The sequence below is a fragment of the Pedobacter sp. Bi126 genome, assembly GCF_918698245.1.
Lineage (GTDB): Bacteria > Bacteroidota > Bacteroidia > Sphingobacteriales > Sphingobacteriaceae > Pedobacter.
Genome location: NZ_CAKKMS010000004.1, coordinates 1 through 18,076 on the forward strand (window position 1 = coordinate 1; position 18,076 = coordinate 18,076).

Genomic DNA, 18,076 nt, shown 5'->3' on the forward strand with positions numbered 1-18,076 from the left:
CAGCTCAAATAAAAACATTTAGGTGCCTATATCGGTGGTGTCCACCTCTTCCCATTCCGAACAGAGAAGTTAAGCCCACCAGAGCCGATGGTACTGCGGTAACACGTGGGAGAGTAGGTCGGTGCCAAATCTTAAAAGAAACCCTTCAGCAGAAATGTTGAAGGGTTTTCTTCGTTATATACAGGGCTCTGTGTTTTAAGGCCGGTGAAATTGAAATACTGAAAGGCGAAAAGCTGAAAGAGCATAGACCAAAGGCAATGCCGCTTTAGTCTTTAAGCTTTCTTCTTTAGTCTTGAAAAAAATATTCAGGTGCCTATATCGGTGGTGTCCACCTCTTCCCATTCCGAACAGAGAAGTTAAGCCCACCAGAGCCGATGGTACTGCGGTAACACGTGGGAGAGTAGGTCGGTGCCAGATCTTAAAAGAAACCCTTCAGCAGCAATGTTGAAGGGTTTTCTTCGTTTAAAAGCATTTTATAGCCATGCCTATCTTGTTTTCACCATTAAGGAGTTAAGATGGGTTAAGGCACTGCTCCCGCTGATTATGCTGATCTCCGCTGATTTTTTACACCTTCCGTCCCAGGTTCAATAGCCCTGATGGCAGCGGAAATCCCTTTTGGGCAGCGGTAGATTGTCTATCCCAAGGGTTTCCAAAAAGGATTGCAGCGTACAGCAGGACGGAACCGAACATACATGTTACTGTTACTGCGCTCCTAATAATCAAAAAATTAATCTTTAGATTATGCTTAATAAATAATATTGAATTTTAAATGTGGAGATTAAGCATTAGCTTCTTCTTTAACTGCTAACTGACCACAAGCAGCATCAATATCTTTACCACGGCTACGGCGGATGTTGGTGTTGATCCCCTGGCTTTTCAAGTAATTAGAAAAAGCATCGATCTTATCGCCTTCGGCATTGGTGAAATCAGCGAAAGAAATGGGATTATATTCGATCAGGTTTACCTTGCAAGGAATATGTTTGCAGAATTTAGCTAAATCCATAGCATCCGAAATTTCATCGTTAAAGTGATTAAAAACAATGTATTCGTAAGTTACCGGATTTTTAGTTTTAGCGAAGTAGTATTTTAACGCATCGGCTAATGCTTTTAACGAGTTGGCCTCATTGATTGGCATGATCTCGTTACGTTTTTTATCATCAGCGGCGTGAAGTGAAAGTGCGAGATTAAACTTAGCACCGTCATCGCCCAATTTTTTGATCATTTTAGCAATACCCGCTGTAGAAACCGTAATACGCTTATAACTCATGTTTAAGCCATCTGGTGCAGTGATACGCTCAATCGATTTCAATACATTGGCGTAGTTTAACAACGGCTCTCCCATGCCCATATACACGATATTGGTAAGGGGATTGTTGTAATTCTGTTTAGCCTGCTTATCAATTAATACAACCTGGTCATAAATCTCATCAGCGTTTAAATTGCGCTTACGGTCCATGTAGCCAGTTGCACAGAACTTACAGGTTAAACTGCAGCCTACCTGAGAGCTTACGCAAGCGGTCATACGGTCTTCTAAAGGAATTAAAACCCCCTCTACAATATTACCGTCTGCTAACCTGAAAGTGTTTTTAATGGTATGGTCGTTACTAAACTGAGAATTGTTAACCTGAACAGCATTAATGGCAAAAGTTTCGTCCAATGCTTTACGAAGATCTTTAGAAAGATTGCTCATCTGCTCGAAACTTGTAGCCGATTTCTCCCAAAGCCATTGGTAAATCTGTTTAGCCCTAAATGCAGGTTGTTGCATCGCTACAAGATGTTGTTGCAACTGAGGTAGATCCAATGCACGGATATCGGTTTTTTTTGCTGTTACCATTTGTTGCAAAGGTACTTAAAAAAGGTGTAAGGCAGAAAGACAGAAGCTTGAGGGTGCCTACAAGATGCCAAATTTTACAATTAATTAGCTTTATCTTCCTCTGCCTCTTGAGTTTGACTTGCTGATAGCTTTACCTTTGGCAGGTCTGGAATTTCTGTTTCCCGCATTGCTTTTACCTGTTGGTTTTGCCACTGAATGACCTGCGCCCTTTTTTCCTGTTGATTTTGGGCCAGACGGCTTTGGTTTAAATGCCTTTTTTTGCTGTTCTTCTTTAAGTTCAGGGATTTCTTCCCACGTATTTGTTTTTTTCTTAGCGGTTTTAGGTTTTATTTTGGCCTCTGATGATGAATTTTCAACACTTTTGGTGATGCTTTTCATCTCATCCTCGGTAAGTTCTCTAAATTCTCCTGTAGGAATACCTTTTAGATTGATATTCATAATGCGGGTACGCTCGAGCTTGGTAACCTCATAACCAAAATGCTCGCACATTCTACGGATCTGCCTGTTTAAGCCCTGAATTAAGATAATATTAAAAACAAATGTGCTGATCTGCCTTACCTTGCATTTACGCGTATTCACCCCTAAAATTGGAACACCATTGCTCATCTCGAAAATAAAATCTTCCGTAATCGGTTTGTTTACCGTTACCACATATTCCTTTTCGTGTTTATTACCCGCCCTTAAAATTTTGTTAACGATATCGCCGTTATTGGTCAGGAAGATTAAACCTGAAGAATCTTTATCCAATCGGCCAATTGGAAATATTCTTTCGCTATGGTTAACATAATCTACAATATTATCGCGTACGCTGCCTTCTGTGGTACTGGTAATGCCGACAGGTTTATTAAAAGCCAAAAGGATGAAATTACTTTCTTCTTTAGGTTCGATATTATGGCCATTTACCATCACTTTATCGCCTGCAAAAACCTGATCGCCTATTTTAGCCCTTTTTCCGTTGATGAAAACTGTGCCTTTTTCAATATAACGGTCTGCTTCACGGCGTGAACATAATCCACTTTCACTGATGAATTTATTTAAACGGGTTGCAGAGTTATTGTTCATACTGCAATTTTACGGAAATAAATCGTGTTATCCATTCTCCATACTGGCAACAAATGAATTGATGGTGCTTTTGAACGCGGTTAAAGTTTCCTCATCGGTAATTGCTGCCTCGTTATTGATCTTCGCTTTTGCAAATGAGATAAGCTGAGGCGATACCCTTGCTTCAATTACCGTTAAAATATCAATGATGGATTGATAAGCTTTTTCGCCTTGGGTTGAAGCAACAAGTGCTAAAACGGGTTTCCCTGAAAATGATGCTGAACTTACGGTCCAGTCGAGGAGGTTTTTTAACGAACCTGGTAAACCCATTGCGTATTCTGGTGTTGAGATGATGATTCCATCTGCCTTTTTGATGGTTGAGCGAAGTTCTTCGACGGGCTGTGGTGGATATTCCTGGTCTAAATCAGGATTGAAATGTGGGATATCTGCAATGGATGGAAAGTTTGTTACCTCGAAGTTTCCACCCAAAAACCTGGAGATGGCAGTTATGTAAAGTGCATTGGTTGATACTGCTTTCGTACTGCCAGAGATTGCCAATATTTTTTTCATTGCTAAAAGTAGCAAAGCGTAAATGGAATATCAAGGTAGTCTGGTAATCGTGTTGTCATTTCAAAACGGGCCATCGAAACGCATCAGGTTTCAATAGCCCATTCGAAAAAATTATTAAGAACTAAAAGTTTTGATCGTCCGCACTTGGACCATAACTTCCTGGGATTGGGATATCCAACAGTCTTAAGTAAACGCCTAACTGTGCCCTGTGGTGGGTGGTTTGGCTAAGTGAATGGCGGATGGTTTCATATTTAGAATAATCTGCCAAGACCTGTTTGCCCATGCTCAATACCCAACGGCCATTTAGATCTTCTTCTGTAGCTTTTTCCAATTCTGCTTTTCCCAGTGCATAATTCTCCTCTAGGATTTTAACCAGGTCACCGGAGCTTTCTACAGGTTTTTCTACATATGGTGCTGTTTCAAAATCCAGTCCATCCGTAGTTAAAGCCAGTGAAACCCAACTCGGCAGATCAGCAATATGAACTGCAAGCGATTTCATTTTCATGCTTTTTTCGTGTGGTGCCCAGTCAAATTTATCTACAGGTACAATGGCCAGGAATTTTTTTGTTGTATTAAATTCAGCTTCTAACTCTTTCAATAATAATTTAATGATTTCCATATTTTTCTGTTTTGTTTTTTCTGCGGTATTTAAATCCATTAGTAGTAAATCGGCTATACTCATGATTTTGGTGTTTAGTTATACAAAGAAAACACAGCCCACTGACAACCCTATGGCAGTGTGAAAAATATTTTTTTAATAATTTACAGGAAGCAGGTGCATGTATTCACTTAGCGGCATGTGCTGCATTTTTTTGAAAGGAATACCTAGATTTTTAAGGCAGATAATCCGGGTGAGGTTAAAATCACGGTATTCATTCCGGTAATGGCACCAGGCAATTAAATGCCAGCTAAAAGCATAGAAAATCAATCCAATTGGCTCTACTTCTCTTTTGCTCACTTCCTCCTTATTGTTTTTATAATCGAGTTCGATCATGTGTTTTTCGGTAATGGCGTGTTGAATAAGTGATAGGTATTCGAAGTTAAAATTTAACCTTTCCGGAATCTGAAGTTTAATATGTTGGTTTAAGGTTTCGAGCTTTTCTTTTTGTCCCGATTTTAATACCGCCTTTACTTTTGTCAGTGCTGTAGAGTAATGGGTGCGGATGGAATTATCAGCAAATCCGTTCACCAAACTTTCAACCAATAGCAATGCATTGGCTTCATCCATATTAAAAGAAACTGGGGGCAGGAAATAACCCTGAACCAGATAATAACCTTTATGCTGCTCAAAACTTACCGGTATTCCTTGCTCGCCTAGCGCTTTAATATCGCGATAAACCGTGCGTATGCTCATATCAAACCTTTCCGCAATTTTTTCTGCGGTAATGTATTTTCTGGATTGAAGCAGGGTTAAGATTCCGAAAAGTCGGTCGATACGGTTCATAGTTTGTTTTTTTAGGCATTTAAAATTAAAGTTTTTTAATCAATTTTTCTTGTGGTACGTTATTTGTAAAAGATAAATACATATCAATTCTACAAGTTAAGCCGTTATAATGATGGTTTATTGTATATAATCTGAATTAAATGGCTGTTATCCAAAAGCGTTTCTTCCGGGCAGTAAAAAGTAAAGTAATTATAGGTTTCCTGTTTGCCTGTTTTGCATTGTTATTGGCTTGGGGTATCAGTAAATTTGCTTTTACACGGATGCTGGATACTGTTGAAGAAATTTCGGCCCCAAACGACCGCTTAAGGATTGTAAATGATCTCTCACATAAGATTGCCAGGTTAGATCAGTTACAAAGGGATGAAGCTTTCAATAAACAAGGTACCTATAGTTTTCTTAAAGAGTCGCGTAAGTTGAGGGCTAGTTTAGATACCTTACGTAAATTGTACAAGGGCGATTCCGCTCAGTTGGCCAGGATAAAGTCGATCAAGAATCTGTTAACCGACCGGGATAAACAATTTATCAATTATTTAAAAGTGAGAGAAACATTGGTGAATACCAAATCTTTCTCTAATGAGGTTCAGAAATTAAATGAACTGGTTGCCACACGTACCAGGCAAACAGACAGTGCGGTACTGACCACCGAGACAACTACATCAACCACTACGGTTGCACCTGAAGAAGAACAGAAATCGAGGGGTTTTTTGAGTAAACTGTTTGGCAAGAAGAAATCTGATGTGTATAAAATCATTAATGAGGAATTTAAGGTAAAGCGCGATACGCTGAATGCTAAAGCTGAAGATAGCATTATGAAGAGCATGACGGGGGCCTTAAAAAATATCGAACTGGAGCAACGCCAGAAAAGCCAGAAATTTTTAAAACGCGAAGCAGACCTGTCAAATGCCAGTAATGCCCTGACTGCCCAGATGCTACAGATTTTAAGAGAAGTGGAGGGGGAGGCAGTGGCCCAGATAGATTTAAACGGCATCCAGGCCAAAGAGGTGGTTAATGATGGGATTACGCAGATCACAACCATTATCATTATCTTTTTTCTCTTAACGGTTATTCTGCTGTATTTAATTTTAGCTGACATTACAAAAAGCAACAGGTACAGAAGGGCATTGGAGCTTGCTAAAGATGAAGCAGAATACCATGGTAAGGCTAAGCAACGGTTTCTATCGAACATGAGCCATGAGATCAGAACGCCACTGCAGTCTATTTTAGGCTATGCCGAACTGATTACCCAGCAGGATGTACCGAATAAGAAAGATGTGGATGCCATTTATCAATCTTCCATTCATTTACTTCAGATTGTGAACGAGGTATTAGATTATAACCGGATTATTTCGGGCGAATTTAGTTTTAATAACCAAGTGTTCAACATCAAAAAAGCTTTAGATGAGGTAGTTTCGGTAATGCGGCCTTTGGCAGAACAGAAATCACTTCAGTTAAATACAGCACTTGATCTTGCCGATCTGGAATTTGTAAAAGGCGATGCTTTTAGGCTAAAGCAGATTTTATTTAACTTATTGGGGAACGCCGTAAAATTTACGTTGAAAGGTGAAATTAAACTTTCTGTATCGTATAAAAAGCAAGGCGACGATCTGCATTTCCATTTTACTATAAAAGATACCGGAATCGGTTTTGAAGAAAAAGATATTCCCAAAATCTTTAATGAATTTGAGCAGATAGAATCTCCTGAAAAATATATTATCAACCAGGCTGGTACGGGGTTGGGACTGCCTATTGTTAAATCTTTGATCGAAACACAAGGAGGAAGAATTTATGTGAAAAGTAAACCGGGCATTGGTACCACATTTAATATTTACATGAAATATGAAAATACTACCGAGCGTGTAAACGATACTTTAGATTTAGAACATTATGCGATTGTAAATCCAGGCACGGTTTGGGTAATTGATGATGATAAACTCATTTTAGATTTATGCGGAATGATTTTTCAGAAAAATAAAATCCCGTTTAGAAGCTTTACCCAGGTAGCCGACATCCTGCACGCAGCACCTGAGCCGGATTTAAAATATGTGCTTGTTGATATGCGCATGCCCGAAATGACAGGATTCGAACTTTGTCATTTATTAAAAAAGAAACTCCCGGCGCACATTAAATTTTACGCCATTACTGCACAGGTTTTACCGGAAGAACGTGAAATGGTTTTGAGCGAGGGCTTTGATGGACTGATCATGAAACCTTTTAGGGCCGTTGATATCCTATCTATATTTGATAGAACCGAAATTTTAACCCAGCAGCCTGAATTCGATTTTTCTTCCATTGAGAAAATGACCTTTGGCGACCAGCAAATGCTGGAGAAAATATTGAACCGTTTTAAACAGGATTCTATAGATGATGCTGCAGCGTTGAAAAAACATTTGATCGATAATGACTTAGATCAGGCCAGGTTACTGGTTCACCGCCTTGCAGGACGAACGGCGCAGATGGGTTCGAAGACTTTGGCAAACGCATTCCGCACCCTGGAATTAGAAATTGCCGAAAAAGGCTTAACCACCAATATTAAATCTGAAGTTTTATTACAGATCAGAAAACTGGATAGCTTGATTGCCTTTATGGAGGAAATCGACTACGCCAATGCCGGATAATTATTCTATGCCGTAACGCTCCATCTTGGCGTAAAGGGTTTTACGGTCGATGTTTAAAATCTTCGCGGCTTTTGATTTGTTATGTCTCACTTTGATCAGCGTTTCAGTAATCAATGCTTTTTCATTCTGTTCGTTTACCGCTTTAAGGTCGGATGAATTACCTGGAGCTGACTGTTGACGGATAGAAATCATCATTTCATCAGGTAATGCACCAATCTGGGCAACATCGCCCGGGCTTAATAAAACCATACGTTTAATCACATTGCTAAGCTCGCGCAAATTTCCAGGCCAATCGTAACTAAGCAAAAGTGTTTTTGCCTCATTAGAAACACTTTTCACATTCCGTTCTAAATCGCGGTTTGATAGCTGTATAAAGTGGTTGATAAACAGTTCTAAATCTCCACCTCTATCTCTCAATGGCGGAAGCTGGATTTTGAACTCATTTAAACGATGATATAAATCTTCTCTAAACTCACCCTGTTGCATACTATTAGACAGATCATCATTGGTAGCCGTAATGATGCGAACATTAACAGGGATTTGTTTGGTACTGCCCAAAGGCTGGATTACCCTTTCTTGCAAGGCCCTAAGTAATTTAATCTGCACTTCGTAACTTAGGTTACCCACTTCATCTAAAAATAGTGTTCCGCCATTTGCAGCCTCAAACTGACCTTTTTTATCATTTAAAGCGCCTGTAAAAGCACCTTTTACGTGTCCGAATAATTCGCTGGCCGCTAAGTCTTTTGATAGTGCACCACAATCTATTGCTACGAAAGGTTTATCGGCACGCTTGCTCTGCTGGTGCAGGGTTCTGGCGGCAAATTCTTTTCCTGTACCGCTCTCGCCCTGTATAATTACCGACATATCAGTTGGGGCTACCAAGCTGATGTGCTCATACAGTTTATCTGCAACGGCACTTTTCCCTTTTATAAAATCACTGTTTGTTTCTTTTGGTTCAACACTTTTTAAATCCTTTTTAGCTAAAGAATTTTTGATCACCATTAGTAATTCATCTGGATTAACCGGCTTGGTAATATAATCAAAAGCACCCAATTGGATAGATCTGACTGCGGTCCGAACATCATTAAAACTGGTCATGATGATTGCAGGTATGGATAGACCCAGATCACGGATGTGGCTAAGCACTTCAAGACCTGTCCCATCCGGAAGACGGTAATCGATTAAAAGTAAGTCGAATTCATTGTTTTCAACTTGCTTAAATGATTGCTTTACTTGGGTTACAAGGGTAATCTCATGACCGTTTTTTGTTAAAAAACCTTCAAGTAATTGAGCAAATGTAGTATCGTCTTCTAAGATCAGGATTCTCGCCATGTAACAAAAATAAGAAAAGCCGGACATAATCCGGCTTTCTTATAATAGGTAGATGTAATTATTTGGGTTTTTATTGTACTGGCTTACCGTCTTTATCAATTTTAACCGAACCAGTTTCTGCTTCTTTTTTAACATTGATTAAGTAGTACTCCTTTGTTCCTTCTTTAACAGACCAAGCTTCAGTAGCAGTCCATCCTTTATATGCATCAGATTTTAACGCTGTTGTAACTGGAGCAGGAAGTTCTTCCAATTTAACTGGAGTTTTAACTGCGCTATCTTGAACTGCAACAATTGCAGCATTTTTAATTGTATTTACTTCACTTGCCTGTACTGCTGAGAATCCTGCAAAAGCTAAGAACGCAGCTGATAAAATTAATTTTTTCATGATATTATTTTTTAGATAGTATTATTTTTTATTTTGCGCAGCCCGAAGGCCACGCTTATATTGATTATGCCTGTGCGGCGTATTTATTGAGGTTATTGTACTGGCTTACCGTCTTTGTCGATTTTAACTGAACCAGTTTCTGCTTCTTTTTTAACATTAATTAAATAATATTCTTTCGTACCTTCTTTAACAGAGAAAGCTTCAGTAGCAGTCCAACCTTTGTATGCATCCGATTTTAATGCGGTGGTTACTGGTGCAGGAAGTTCTTCCAATTTAACTGGAGTTTTTACGGCACTATCTTGAACTGCAACAATTGCAGCGTTTTTAATTGTATTTACTTCACTTGCTTGAACTGCTGTGAATCCTGCGAATGCTAAAGTAGCGGCTAAAATGATCTTTTTCATGGTATATAATTTAAAGTGTTTGTAACTTGCGTTACGTCAATATGCTTGTTAATTATTATTTAATTATGGAACGATTATTTTTGTGTTGATTATTGAACTGGTTTACCGTCTTTGTCAATTTTAACAGAATTGGTTTCTGCTTCTTTTTTAACGTTGATTAAGTAATACTCTTTTGCTCCTTCTTTCACCGACCAGGCTTCAGTAGCGGTCCATCCTTTGTAAGCATCAGATTTTAATGCTGTTGTTACTGGCTCAGGAAGTTCTTCCAATTTAACAGGAGTTTTCACTGCACTATCTTGAACTGCAACAATTGCAGTAGTTTTAAAATCTTTTACCTCACTTGCCTGTACTGCTGAGAATCCTGCTAATGCTAATACTGTAGCTGCTAAAACGAACTTTTTCATAGTATATAATTAAAAATTTAATTTGTGTAACAATACTTGCTAATGTTTCACAATGATGCCAAACCGTTGATTTTAATTAACTATCTGTTTTTTAGGTGTTTGTGTGTGTGCCAAGATTTTGGCATTGTAGAGCTTCTCCACAATTTGTGGTGAATGACTACAAGTTTTGGCGTTATTTTTTGATAATTGGAAATGCAGATTGCATGTAGAGCGTTCTTGTGCGTCAGATGCAACATCTGACGGATTTTAAAAATTTTTTGGAGTTAATTAGCTGTCAGATGGTAATATCTGACAGCAAGCCAGAAAAAAATAATTTTCAATTTTTAAAAAAGAAGATTTTTTTCTATCATTGCAGCCCGATTGAAAGCCTCCTTAGCTCAGCTGGTAGAGCAACTGACTTGTAATCAGTAGGTCATTGGTTCGATTCCGATAGGAGGCTCTTTTTCTTTCCCCATTTTCCAATTTCTTTTAGAAGCGTAATTTCAAAGATCATTTCATTATCAGAATAGGCCTGGCTTAGAAAAATATTTTATTTGCTCCGGTTATTCCGCTAATTTGCGGTATGTTAAAATACTTTTCAGCCGATTGGATATTCCCTGTTTCATCACCGCCGATTAAAAACGGAGTGGTAGCCGTAAATCCAGATGGTGAAATTGAGGAAGTGTTAACCCCGGAAAAGGCCGCAAGTCTTGGTTTAGCCATTACAAAACATAAAGGATCAATCGTTCCGGGTTTTATCAATACCCATTGCCATTTAGAACTCTCGCATATGTTGGGGCAAATTCCAGAGCAAACAGGTTTGGTAGAATTTGTACAAAGTATTATTAAAAGCAGGCAGGGCGATATAGAAGAGATTAAAAAGGCTATGTATGCCGCTGATCAGAAAATGTTCGAAAATGGGATTGTAGCTGTTGGCGACATTTCCAATCAAATCTCGTCAAAAGAAGTAAAAGAGAATAGCAAAATATACTACCATACTTTTATCGAAGCCATGGGTTTTAATCCCGAACGGGCAAATGCGATAATGGATTATGTAAAGGAAATTAAGCAAGGTTTTGGCGCTTTGCCCACCTCAATTGTACCACACGCACCTTATTCGGTATCGCCTGAATTATTTGGATTGATAAAAGTGGAGGCTGAAAGAGATAACGCCTTTATTAGTATTCACAATCAGGAAACTAAAGATGAAAATGCTTTCTTCGAAAATAAATCGGGTGGATTTTTAGGGCTATACAAATTTCTAGGGCTCGATATTTCTTTCTTTACCCCCTCCAAAAAAGCATCTTTACAAACTTGGCTACCCTATATTAAGGAGCAAAAAACTTTGTTGGTGCATAACACGGTTTCGAGTCAGGCTGATATCGCCTTTGCAAAAGAAAACAACAATAATTTATATTGGTGCCTTTGTCCGCAAGCCAACTTATATATCGAAAATGCTTTACCCGATGTTGATCTGTTAATTGAAGAAAATGTAAAGATTACTTTAGGAACAGATAGTTTAGCAAGTAACCATCAACTTAATATCCTATCAGAAATGATCACGTTACAGAAATATAAACAGGTTCCTTTTGAAAAACTTTTGCGGTGGGCAACTATAAATGGAGCTGAATTTTTGGAGCTTGATCGACAAATTGGAACAATAGCGATTGGTAAAAAGCCAGGATTGAATCTAATCCAGCTATCCGCTGATTTTACGATTGAAAGCGACCATGTAAAGCGGTTAATTTAATATCTGGATATTATACATTAGTTATTTCTTATATCAATCTTAAAAAGTGTGTTTTAAAGCATGATCTGTTCTCATGATAAATTTTAATGCCATTTAGCCTTTTAACATTAAAAATTTGATATTTTAAGGTTAAGTACTTTAAAATTGGACAGGATATTCTCAGGATAGCAGATATTTCCTAATTTGTCACTCATTTTGTAAAGTAAATATTTTCGATGAATCCAATCTGTAAACTTTTCAATATTAAATATCCAATTATCCAGGCGGGAATGGTTTGGTGTAGTGGGTGGAGATTGGCATCGGCAGTTTCGAATGCAGGAGGCCTTGGCATTATTGGAGCGGGTTCAATGTATCCTGATGTTTTAAGATCACATATCCAGAAATGCAGGTTAGCTACCGATAAACCCTTTGGTGTTAATATTCCATTGCTCTATCCCAATATTCAGGAAATTATAGATGTGGTAATTGAAGAAAAAGTTAAAATCGTATTTTCTTCTGCTGGCAATCCCGCCACATGGACGAGTTTTTTAAAAGAAAAGGGTATTACCGTTGTTCATGTAATTGCCAATACAAAGTTTGCCATAAAAGCGCAGGAAGCTGGCGTTGATGCTATTGTTGCCGAAGGTTTCGAAGCAGGTGGGCATAACGGTAGGGAAGAAACCACCACCATGTGTTTAATTCCGATGATAAGGGATGCTGTTAAAATTCCGGTTATTGCGGCTGGCGGCATTGGGAGTGGAAAAGCCATGCTGGCTGCATTTGCTTTAGGTGCAGATGCGGTTCAGGTAGGTTCGGCCTTTGCTGTTGCCGAAGAATCATCTGCTCATCCGGCATTTAAAAATAAAATTATTGCTGCTGCTGAAGGCGATACTAGGCTGGCCATGAAAAAACTGGTTCCGGTGCGGTTGCTGAAAAATGAATTTGCCGATGCGATATCGGTAGCAGAAGCTGAAGGCGCAGACCGGGGCCGCTTAATGGAGCTTTTGGGCAGAGCAAGGGCAAAAGCAGGAATGTTTAAAGGCGACATGGAAAATGGAGAACTCGAAATCGGTCAGGTTTCAGCTATGCTGGATGAAATTAAACCTGCAAAAGAAATCCTGGAAGAAATATGGTCAGGTTTTAGGTCCGAACTGCAAAGATTTAACAGTTTACAAAGCGAATTGGACTTATAAACATAGGGATACACAATTGCTTTACTAACTTTGCAACAATAAATTTTAGCATGAGCGAAAAAAATATAAAGTCTCCACAAGGGGATTTAGGGGTGAAACACCTCAATATAACAATAACAGGTAAAGTACAGGGCGTTGGCTTCAGAGAAACCACAAAAATTATTGCCAACCAAATGATGGTAACCGGTTTTGTAAGGAACGAAAAGGACGGATCGGTTTATATTGAAGCAGAAGGCGAAAATATTTTTCTGGAAGAATTTGTAAACTGGTGCCACGAAGGACCAGACCGCTCGCGGGTAGAAAATGTAGTGGTAAGCGATGGTGAAGTAAAAAACTATCGTAATTTTGAAATCTTAAGAAAATAAATTGCTGAATTGTTGGATTGCTATATTGTTCCACTAAGGAGCCTATCTCAATACGCAGTACTCAAATCTCAATCATAAATGTCTGTATATAAAAAGTTTCTTGGACAAACCATGGTTTATGGTATCAGTACCGTTTTTTCCAGGTTGTTCAATTTTATCCTCACGCCTATCTACACGGGCGTTTACCAAAAAGGTGTTTATGGCATTTTCACAAATATGTATGCCAATGCATCGTTGATTAATGCAGTTTTAGCCTTTGGGATGGAAAGTACCTATTTTAGGTATTTGAATAAATTTGATGATAAAAAGCAACAGGTATATAATAATTCATTTCTGTGCATTGCTTTCATTTCATCACTTTTCTTAATTACAGGTTTAATTTTTTCCTCTTCAATTGCGGGTTATTTAGCCACAAAAACATCCGAAATTGCAGATTATAAACAATACGTAAGTTTCTTTTTATGGATCCTTTTTGTTGATGCTATTTGTGTAATCCCTTTTGCCAAATTGAGGGCCGATGGCCGGCCATTTAAATATAGCGTTGCCAAATTTTTGAATATTGGCTGCTTTGTTGGCTTTAATCTTATATTCATTTACCTGATTCCCGCGATCATAAAACACAATTGGATAGGTACAGAATGGTTTGCATCATGGTATAGACATCAATGGATCGGTTATGTTTTTGTAGCTAACCTTATTGCTTCTGTTGTTACCCTGATTTATTTGCTTCCCGAATTTATGAAGTTACAATTGCGTTTTGACGGTAAGCTTTTTGGTAATATGTTTTCTTACAGTTGGCCAATTTTAGTAGCGAACCTGTCATTCATCGTAAATGAGAACCTGGATAAAATAGTACTTCAAAAACTATTGCCACCCGAAATTGCCGATGGAGAGGTTGGAATTTATGGTGCAGTATGTAAAATAGCAATTTTCTTAAGTATTTTTATCACCGCTTTCAGGCTGGGTGCCGAACCGTTTTTCTTTAGCCATGCAAAAGAGAAAAATGCAAGGGATACCTATGCTACAATTTTGAAATATTTCGTAATTGCCCTATCTGTTCTTTTTATTGCCATTATTGCAAATATCGAACTGCTAAAATTTTTCATCCGCAAACAAGAGTATTGGGTAGGTTTACCAGCAGTTCCTTATTTATTGTTAGGCTATGTGTGCCTGGGAGTTTATATGAACCTGTCTATCTGGTACCGGCTATCCGATCAGACCCGTTTCGGACTTTATATTTCTGTTGCAGGAGCTATAATTACAATTGTGCTCAATGTGGTTTTAATCCCACGCTTTAGCTATATGGGCTCTGCCTGGGTAAGTATGCTGGCTTATTTTGTGATGATGGTTTTATCTTATGTGCTCGGACAGAAATATTATCCCATCCCTTATAACCTCAAAAAGATTTCAGCTTATTTAATTATTTCAACAATAATTGTGTTCTCTTCATTTTTTATCTTTAACCGGAACATTTATATTGGCAATGCCATGTTGATTGTTTTTGTTGCGGGTATTGCCTATTTTGAAAAGAATGATTTAATGAAAATACTGAAGAAAGGTTAATAATGACAAGGCTCATCTTTTAAGTTGATGGCCCATAGTCAATAGCCATTTAACTATGAGCTATTAGCCATAAACCTAAAGAACACATCTCAGAAAAAATGGAAATAAAAATTATCAATACATCCGAACACCCACTTCCACAATATGAAACTGCACATGCGGCTGGTATGGATCTGAGGGCATCAATAATAGAAGAAATGATATTGAAACCTTTGCAGCGCTTATTGGTGCCAACAGGTTTGTTTATTGAATTACCGATTGGTTACGAAGCACAAATCAGACCCAGAAGCGGCTTGGCCTATAAACACGGTATTAGCATTGTAAATGCTCCTGGTACAATTGATGCCGATTACCGTGGTGAAATAAAAGTTTTATTGGTAAATTTATCAGACACAGATTTTAAAATCGTTAATGGTGATAGAATTGCTCAAATGGTTGTGGCAAAACACGAAACTGTTAGCTGGCACACCGTTGAACAATTAGGGGAAACTGCACGCGGCGAAGGTGGCTACGGACATACGGGGAAATAAGTTTGGAGTTCACAGTTTTTCAGTTTTGAGTTAATTTTTGGATGAATAAAATGATATGAAATACAAAGTGCATTTTCTTGTTGGAGCCACTTTAGTGGGCTTCCAGGCCTTTGGGCAGGGAACGGTTACGCTAAGTACCAATCGCGATAGCAATATGGTAAAACAATTGTTTTTTGCGGGCTTACGGGAGAAAATGTCTGAAAATTATGTTGTTGCCTCCACCAATTTCAATAAAATTGTTGGCTTGGATCCAAATAACCATGCAGCCTATTTCGAGCTGGCCAATGCAAACCTGCGTTTAGATAAACTTTCGGAAGCTGAACAGCATATAAAACAGGCAATTAAATTAAACGCCGGCAATTTATGGTACTGGCGCTTACTCGGTGAGGTATACAAGCGCACCAATAAAATGCCCGAACTGATTGAAGTGTTTAATCAGCTGATCCGTCTCGATTCTGAAAACGATGCCTATTATTTTGATAAAGCCAATGCACAGTTCTTGGGCAATCAGCTGGATGCTGCAAAAAAGACCTATGATGAAATTCAGGCTAAATTTGGCGAATCAAGAGATCTGGTAAATGCCAGAAAGCGTCTGCAATCTAACGGGAATGCCACTGAAAGTGATATTGTTAAATTACTGGAAGGCAATCAGGCTGATGTAAAGAACTATTTATATGCTGCAGGTTTGCTTTTGCAGAAGGGAAATGATCCCGAAGCATTAAAGGTATTAACTAAAGCACAGCAGCTCGAACCCAATAATTTTGAGGTAAACCTGGCTTTGGCTGATATTTACCGTAAGCAGAAAAATGATGAAGCTGCCTTTTCTTCCTTAAAATTGGCTTTCGAAAGTAATGAAATGCCACTTACGGAAAAGGTGAAGATTGTCGCGGCACTTTTTCCGAAACTTAACCTACCCATTGTTGCCAAAAATGTAACTGAACTAAGTAAACTGGTTGCAGAAAAAAATCCGGCTGATGCAAAAGCATTGGCACTTTATGGCGATGTACTTTATCAGCAGAACCACTTAAAAGATGCATTGTCCCAATATCAGGCTGCTTTAAAACTTAACGAACAGGTTTATGTTGTGTGGGAACAGGTTATTAATATCCAAACACTGCTTGGACACTATGAGGAAGCGATAAAGGTTGGCGATGAGGCTCTAAGCATTTATCCCAACCAGGCCAGCTTATATTATTATATGGCTTATGCCCTGTTTAAAACAGGTAAATATGAGCCCGCTCAAAGCAATTTAAAAACCTCCTTACAGTTGGATGTGGAGAATAAAAGCCTGCAGGCACAGATTTATGCACTACAAGGCGATATCTACATCAACCAGAATAATTTTGCCTTAGCTAAAACAGCTTTCGAAAAAGCCATTTCAACAGAACCCGATAATTATCTCATCATGAATAATTATGCCTATTATCTGGCGTTAAGAAATGACGACTTAACCAAGGCGGCGAAATATGCAGAAACAGCGGCCAATGCTATGCCTAATAATCCTTCAATTGTAGATACCTACGCGTTTATTCTGTTTAAACAGCAAAAATACGATCTGGCGAAAACATGGATCGAAAAGGCTTTGCAAAACAATAGCAGTAAAAACAGTGTTTACTTGGAGCGATATGGCGATATACTTTTTATGAAAGGTGAAAAGGATGCTGCATTAATCCAATGGCAAAAAGCAAAAGAGGCTGGAAACGGATCAGAAGTATTAATTAAAAAGATAAATGAAAAGAAGTATTTTAAATAGCGCATTCCTGTTAGGAGCTGTAATTTTTGTTTCGGCATGTAAACCTAAAAAAGAACTTGTAGTGGCTCCTCCTACCAAAACAGAAACCAAAACTGATAATTCGAAAGCAGAAGCTTTAACACTACTAAATAGCAAGCAACTTAAATTTAATACACTTTCTTTAAAAGCAAAAGCCACTTTAGATATTGCCGGTGATGTGAACGATGTAACCATGAATTTCCGAATGAAAGACAAGGAAACCATTTGGGTTAGTATTACGGCTCTAGGTGGGGCATACGAGCCAGCAAGAGCATTGATTACGCCAGATAGCATTAAAATTATGAACAGGGCAAAAAGTGAATATCTAAAAAAACCTTTCAGCTATATTTATAACTTCACCAATAAACAGGTTAATTTTAACACCTTGCAAGCCATTCTAACGGGTAATGCCATGGGCGAGTTTTTAAAGCCAGAATCGGATGTTAAACAGGAAAATGGTGTTTGGGTGGTTTCCGGAAGCAAATCGGAGTTAGATTATAAATTGCTTTTTAACACACTTTTTAAAGTAGCTGAAACCAATTTAAATGACACTAAAAACGGTCAGGCGCTAAAAGTTACCTATACCGATTATCAAAAATTAAACGAATCATTATTTCCTAGCGCATTGCAGATCAAAACACTATCTAAAGCAAAGCGGATAAACATCGACCTACAGTTTGTGAAAATTGATGGCAATGTTCCTGTCGATTTTCCGTTTAATGTACCAAAGAGATTTACGGTTGTAAAGTAGGCTTAAAAACTACATTCACATATGCTATCAATGATTTGCCAGGTTAGGTACTGCATTAGTACAGCGGCGCTGGCAATCTTTGTTATGTATGAAGATTGAGTGAAGACAGTTCTGTAATAAGTAATTATGACTTTAGTATCTCGATTTTAATATTTTTACTACAAAA

At 38.3% G+C, this 18,076-nt stretch carries 17 protein-coding genes, 1 tRNA gene and 2 rRNA genes; 11 read left to right on the forward strand and 9 right to left on the reverse strand.

What is annotated here, in order from left to right:
• Nucleotides 1-18: 18 nt before the first annotated feature.
• Nucleotides 19-130 (forward strand): 5S ribosomal RNA (gene rrf / locus LQ201_RS14855).
• Between the two features lie 175 nt (nucleotides 131-305).
• Nucleotides 306-417 (forward strand): 5S ribosomal RNA (gene rrf, locus LQ201_RS14860).
• A 361-nt stretch (nucleotides 418-778) separates the two neighbouring features.
• Here rrf (LQ201_RS14860) and rlmN read toward each other — a convergent pair.
• From rlmN to LQ201_RS14885, 5 genes are all read right to left on the reverse strand, one after another.
• Nucleotides 779-1,834, reverse strand: a complete 1,056-nt coding sequence (gene rlmN / locus LQ201_RS14865; protein WP_029280032.1) for a 23S rRNA (adenine(2503)-C(2))-methyltransferase RlmN — start codon at nucleotides 1,832-1,834, stop codon at nucleotides 779-781.
• A 90-nt stretch (nucleotides 1,835-1,924) separates the two neighbouring features.
• Nucleotides 1,925-2,896: a 23S rRNA pseudouridine(2604) synthase RluF gene (rluF, locus tag LQ201_RS14870; RefSeq protein ID WP_230146510.1), complete on the reverse strand. Its 972-nt coding sequence runs from the start codon at nucleotides 2,894-2,896 to the stop codon at nucleotides 1,925-1,927.
• A 27-nt stretch (nucleotides 2,897-2,923) separates the two neighbouring features.
• Complete coding sequence (locus tag LQ201_RS14875) at nucleotides 2,924-3,445, reverse strand: NADPH-dependent FMN reductase (RefSeq protein ID WP_230146511.1); 522 nt, start codon at nucleotides 3,443-3,445, stop codon at nucleotides 2,924-2,926.
• 121 nt (nucleotides 3,446-3,566) lie between these two features.
• Entirely contained in the window at nucleotides 3,567-4,127 is a 561-nt protein-coding gene (locus tag LQ201_RS14880) for a DinB family protein (protein WP_230146512.1), read from the reverse strand.
• Nucleotides 4,128-4,199: 72 nt separating this feature from the next.
• Entirely contained in the window at nucleotides 4,200-4,889 is a 690-nt protein-coding gene (locus LQ201_RS14885; protein WP_230146513.1) for a YafY family protein, read from the reverse strand.
• Nucleotides 4,890-5,029: 140 nt separating this feature from the next.
• Here LQ201_RS14885 and LQ201_RS14890 point away from each other — a divergent pair, with 140 nt between their 5' ends.
• Complete coding sequence (locus tag LQ201_RS14890; RefSeq protein WP_230146514.1) at nucleotides 5,030-7,504, forward strand: ATP-binding protein; 2,475 nt, start codon at nucleotides 5,030-5,032, stop codon at nucleotides 7,502-7,504.
• Here LQ201_RS14890 and LQ201_RS14895 read toward each other — a convergent pair whose 3' ends face one another.
• The 4 genes from LQ201_RS14895 to LQ201_RS14910 all read right to left on the reverse strand — a co-directional run bounded on the left by LQ201_RS14895 (nucleotide 7,505) and on the right by LQ201_RS14910 (nucleotide 10,029).
• Entirely contained in the window at nucleotides 7,505-8,836 is a 1,332-nt protein-coding gene (locus LQ201_RS14895) for a sigma-54 dependent transcriptional regulator (RefSeq protein WP_230146515.1), read from the reverse strand.
• 70 nt (nucleotides 8,837-8,906) lie between these two features.
• Entirely contained in the window at nucleotides 8,907-9,221 is a 315-nt protein-coding gene (locus LQ201_RS14900; RefSeq protein WP_057931901.1) for a hypothetical protein, read from the reverse strand.
• Between the two features lie 92 nt (nucleotides 9,222-9,313).
• Nucleotides 9,314-9,625: a hypothetical protein gene (locus LQ201_RS14905; RefSeq protein WP_057931900.1), complete on the reverse strand. Its 312-nt coding sequence runs from the start codon at nucleotides 9,623-9,625 to the stop codon at nucleotides 9,314-9,316.
• 89 nt (nucleotides 9,626-9,714) lie between these two features.
• Nucleotides 9,715-10,029 (reverse strand): hypothetical protein, encoded by a 315-nt coding sequence (locus tag LQ201_RS14910; RefSeq protein ID WP_215124870.1) that lies wholly within the window; start codon nucleotides 10,027-10,029, stop codon nucleotides 9,715-9,717.
• Nucleotides 10,030-10,395: 366 nt separating this feature from the next.
• On the opposite strand from LQ201_RS14910, the gene LQ201_RS14915 reads away from it, so the two are divergent.
• From LQ201_RS14915 to LQ201_RS14950, 8 genes are all read left to right on the forward strand, one after another.
• Nucleotides 10,396-10,468: transfer RNA gene (locus LQ201_RS14915), tRNA-Thr, on the forward strand.
• A 123-nt stretch (nucleotides 10,469-10,591) separates the two neighbouring features.
• A complete protein-coding gene (locus LQ201_RS14920) occupies nucleotides 10,592-11,758 on the forward strand; it encodes an amidohydrolase family protein (RefSeq protein WP_230146516.1) in 1,167 nt (388 codons plus the stop codon).
• Nucleotides 11,759-11,973: 215 nt separating this feature from the next.
• Nucleotides 11,974-12,930 (forward strand): nitronate monooxygenase family protein, encoded by a 957-nt coding sequence (locus LQ201_RS14925; protein WP_230146517.1) that lies wholly within the window; start codon nucleotides 11,974-11,976, stop codon nucleotides 12,928-12,930.
• A gap of 50 nt (nucleotides 12,931-12,980) precedes the next feature.
• Complete coding sequence (locus tag LQ201_RS14930) at nucleotides 12,981-13,295, forward strand: acylphosphatase (RefSeq protein WP_230146518.1); 315 nt, start codon at nucleotides 12,981-12,983, stop codon at nucleotides 13,293-13,295.
• Nucleotides 13,296-13,373: 78 nt separating this feature from the next.
• Nucleotides 13,374-14,858, forward strand: coding sequence for an oligosaccharide flippase family protein (locus LQ201_RS14935; RefSeq protein WP_230146519.1), 1,485 nt, complete (start codon nucleotides 13,374-13,376; stop codon nucleotides 14,856-14,858).
• Nucleotides 14,859-14,956: 98 nt separating this feature from the next.
• The gene (gene dut / locus LQ201_RS14940; RefSeq protein WP_230146520.1) at nucleotides 14,957-15,388 is read left to right on the forward strand and encodes a dUTP diphosphatase; all 432 of its coding nucleotides are present in this window, start codon (nucleotides 14,957-14,959) and stop codon (nucleotides 15,386-15,388) included.
• Between the two features lie 55 nt (nucleotides 15,389-15,443).
• Nucleotides 15,444-17,141 (forward strand): tetratricopeptide repeat protein, encoded by a 1,698-nt coding sequence (locus tag LQ201_RS14945; RefSeq protein ID WP_230146521.1) that lies wholly within the window; start codon nucleotides 15,444-15,446, stop codon nucleotides 17,139-17,141.
• Complete coding sequence (locus LQ201_RS14950; RefSeq protein WP_230146522.1) at nucleotides 17,119-17,910, forward strand: DUF4292 domain-containing protein; 792 nt, start codon at nucleotides 17,119-17,121, stop codon at nucleotides 17,908-17,910. The genes LQ201_RS14945 and LQ201_RS14950 overlap by 23 nt, the downstream gene beginning before the upstream one ends.
• The last annotated feature ends 166 nt before the right edge of the window (nucleotides 17,911-18,076 follow it).

Coding starts and splice junctions, on each gene's coding strand:
- rlmN (WP_029280032.1), bottom strand. CDS start 1,834: ATGGTAACAGCAAAAAAAACCGATATCCGTGCATTGGATCTACCTCAG.
- rluF (WP_230146510.1), bottom strand. CDS start 2,896: ATGAACAATAACTCTGCAACCCGTTTAAATAAATTCATCAGTGAAAGT.
- LQ201_RS14875 (WP_230146511.1), bottom strand. CDS start 3,445: ATGAAAAAAATATTGGCAATCTCTGGCAGTACGAAAGCAGTATCAACC.
- LQ201_RS14880 (WP_230146512.1), bottom strand. CDS start 4,127: ATGAGTATAGCCGATTTACTACTAATGGATTTAAATACCGCAGAAAAA.
- LQ201_RS14885 (WP_230146513.1), bottom strand. CDS start 4,889: ATGAACCGTATCGACCGACTTTTCGGAATCTTAACCCTGCTTCAATCC.
- LQ201_RS14890 (WP_230146514.1), top strand. CDS start 5,030: ATGGCTGTTATCCAAAAGCGTTTCTTCCGGGCAGTAAAAAGTAAAGTA.
- LQ201_RS14895 (WP_230146515.1), bottom strand. CDS start 8,836: ATGGCGAGAATCCTGATCTTAGAAGACGATACTACATTTGCTCAATTA.
- LQ201_RS14900 (WP_057931901.1), bottom strand. CDS start 9,221: ATGAAAAAATTAATTTTATCAGCTGCGTTCTTAGCTTTTGCAGGATTC.
- LQ201_RS14905 (WP_057931900.1), bottom strand. CDS start 9,625: ATGAAAAAGATCATTTTAGCCGCTACTTTAGCATTCGCAGGATTCACA.
- LQ201_RS14910 (WP_215124870.1), bottom strand. CDS start 10,029: ATGAAAAAGTTCGTTTTAGCAGCTACAGTATTAGCATTAGCAGGATTC.
- LQ201_RS14920 (WP_230146516.1), top strand. CDS start 10,592: ATGTTAAAATACTTTTCAGCCGATTGGATATTCCCTGTTTCATCACCG.
- LQ201_RS14925 (WP_230146517.1), top strand. CDS start 11,974: ATGAATCCAATCTGTAAACTTTTCAATATTAAATATCCAATTATCCAG.
- LQ201_RS14930 (WP_230146518.1), top strand. CDS start 12,981: ATGAGCGAAAAAAATATAAAGTCTCCACAAGGGGATTTAGGGGTGAAA.
- LQ201_RS14935 (WP_230146519.1), top strand. CDS start 13,374: ATGTCTGTATATAAAAAGTTTCTTGGACAAACCATGGTTTATGGTATC.
- dut (WP_230146520.1), top strand. CDS start 14,957: ATGGAAATAAAAATTATCAATACATCCGAACACCCACTTCCACAATAT.
- LQ201_RS14945 (WP_230146521.1), top strand. CDS start 15,444: ATGAAATACAAAGTGCATTTTCTTGTTGGAGCCACTTTAGTGGGCTTC.
- LQ201_RS14950 (WP_230146522.1), top strand. CDS start 17,119: ATGAAAAGAAGTATTTTAAATAGCGCATTCCTGTTAGGAGCTGTAATT.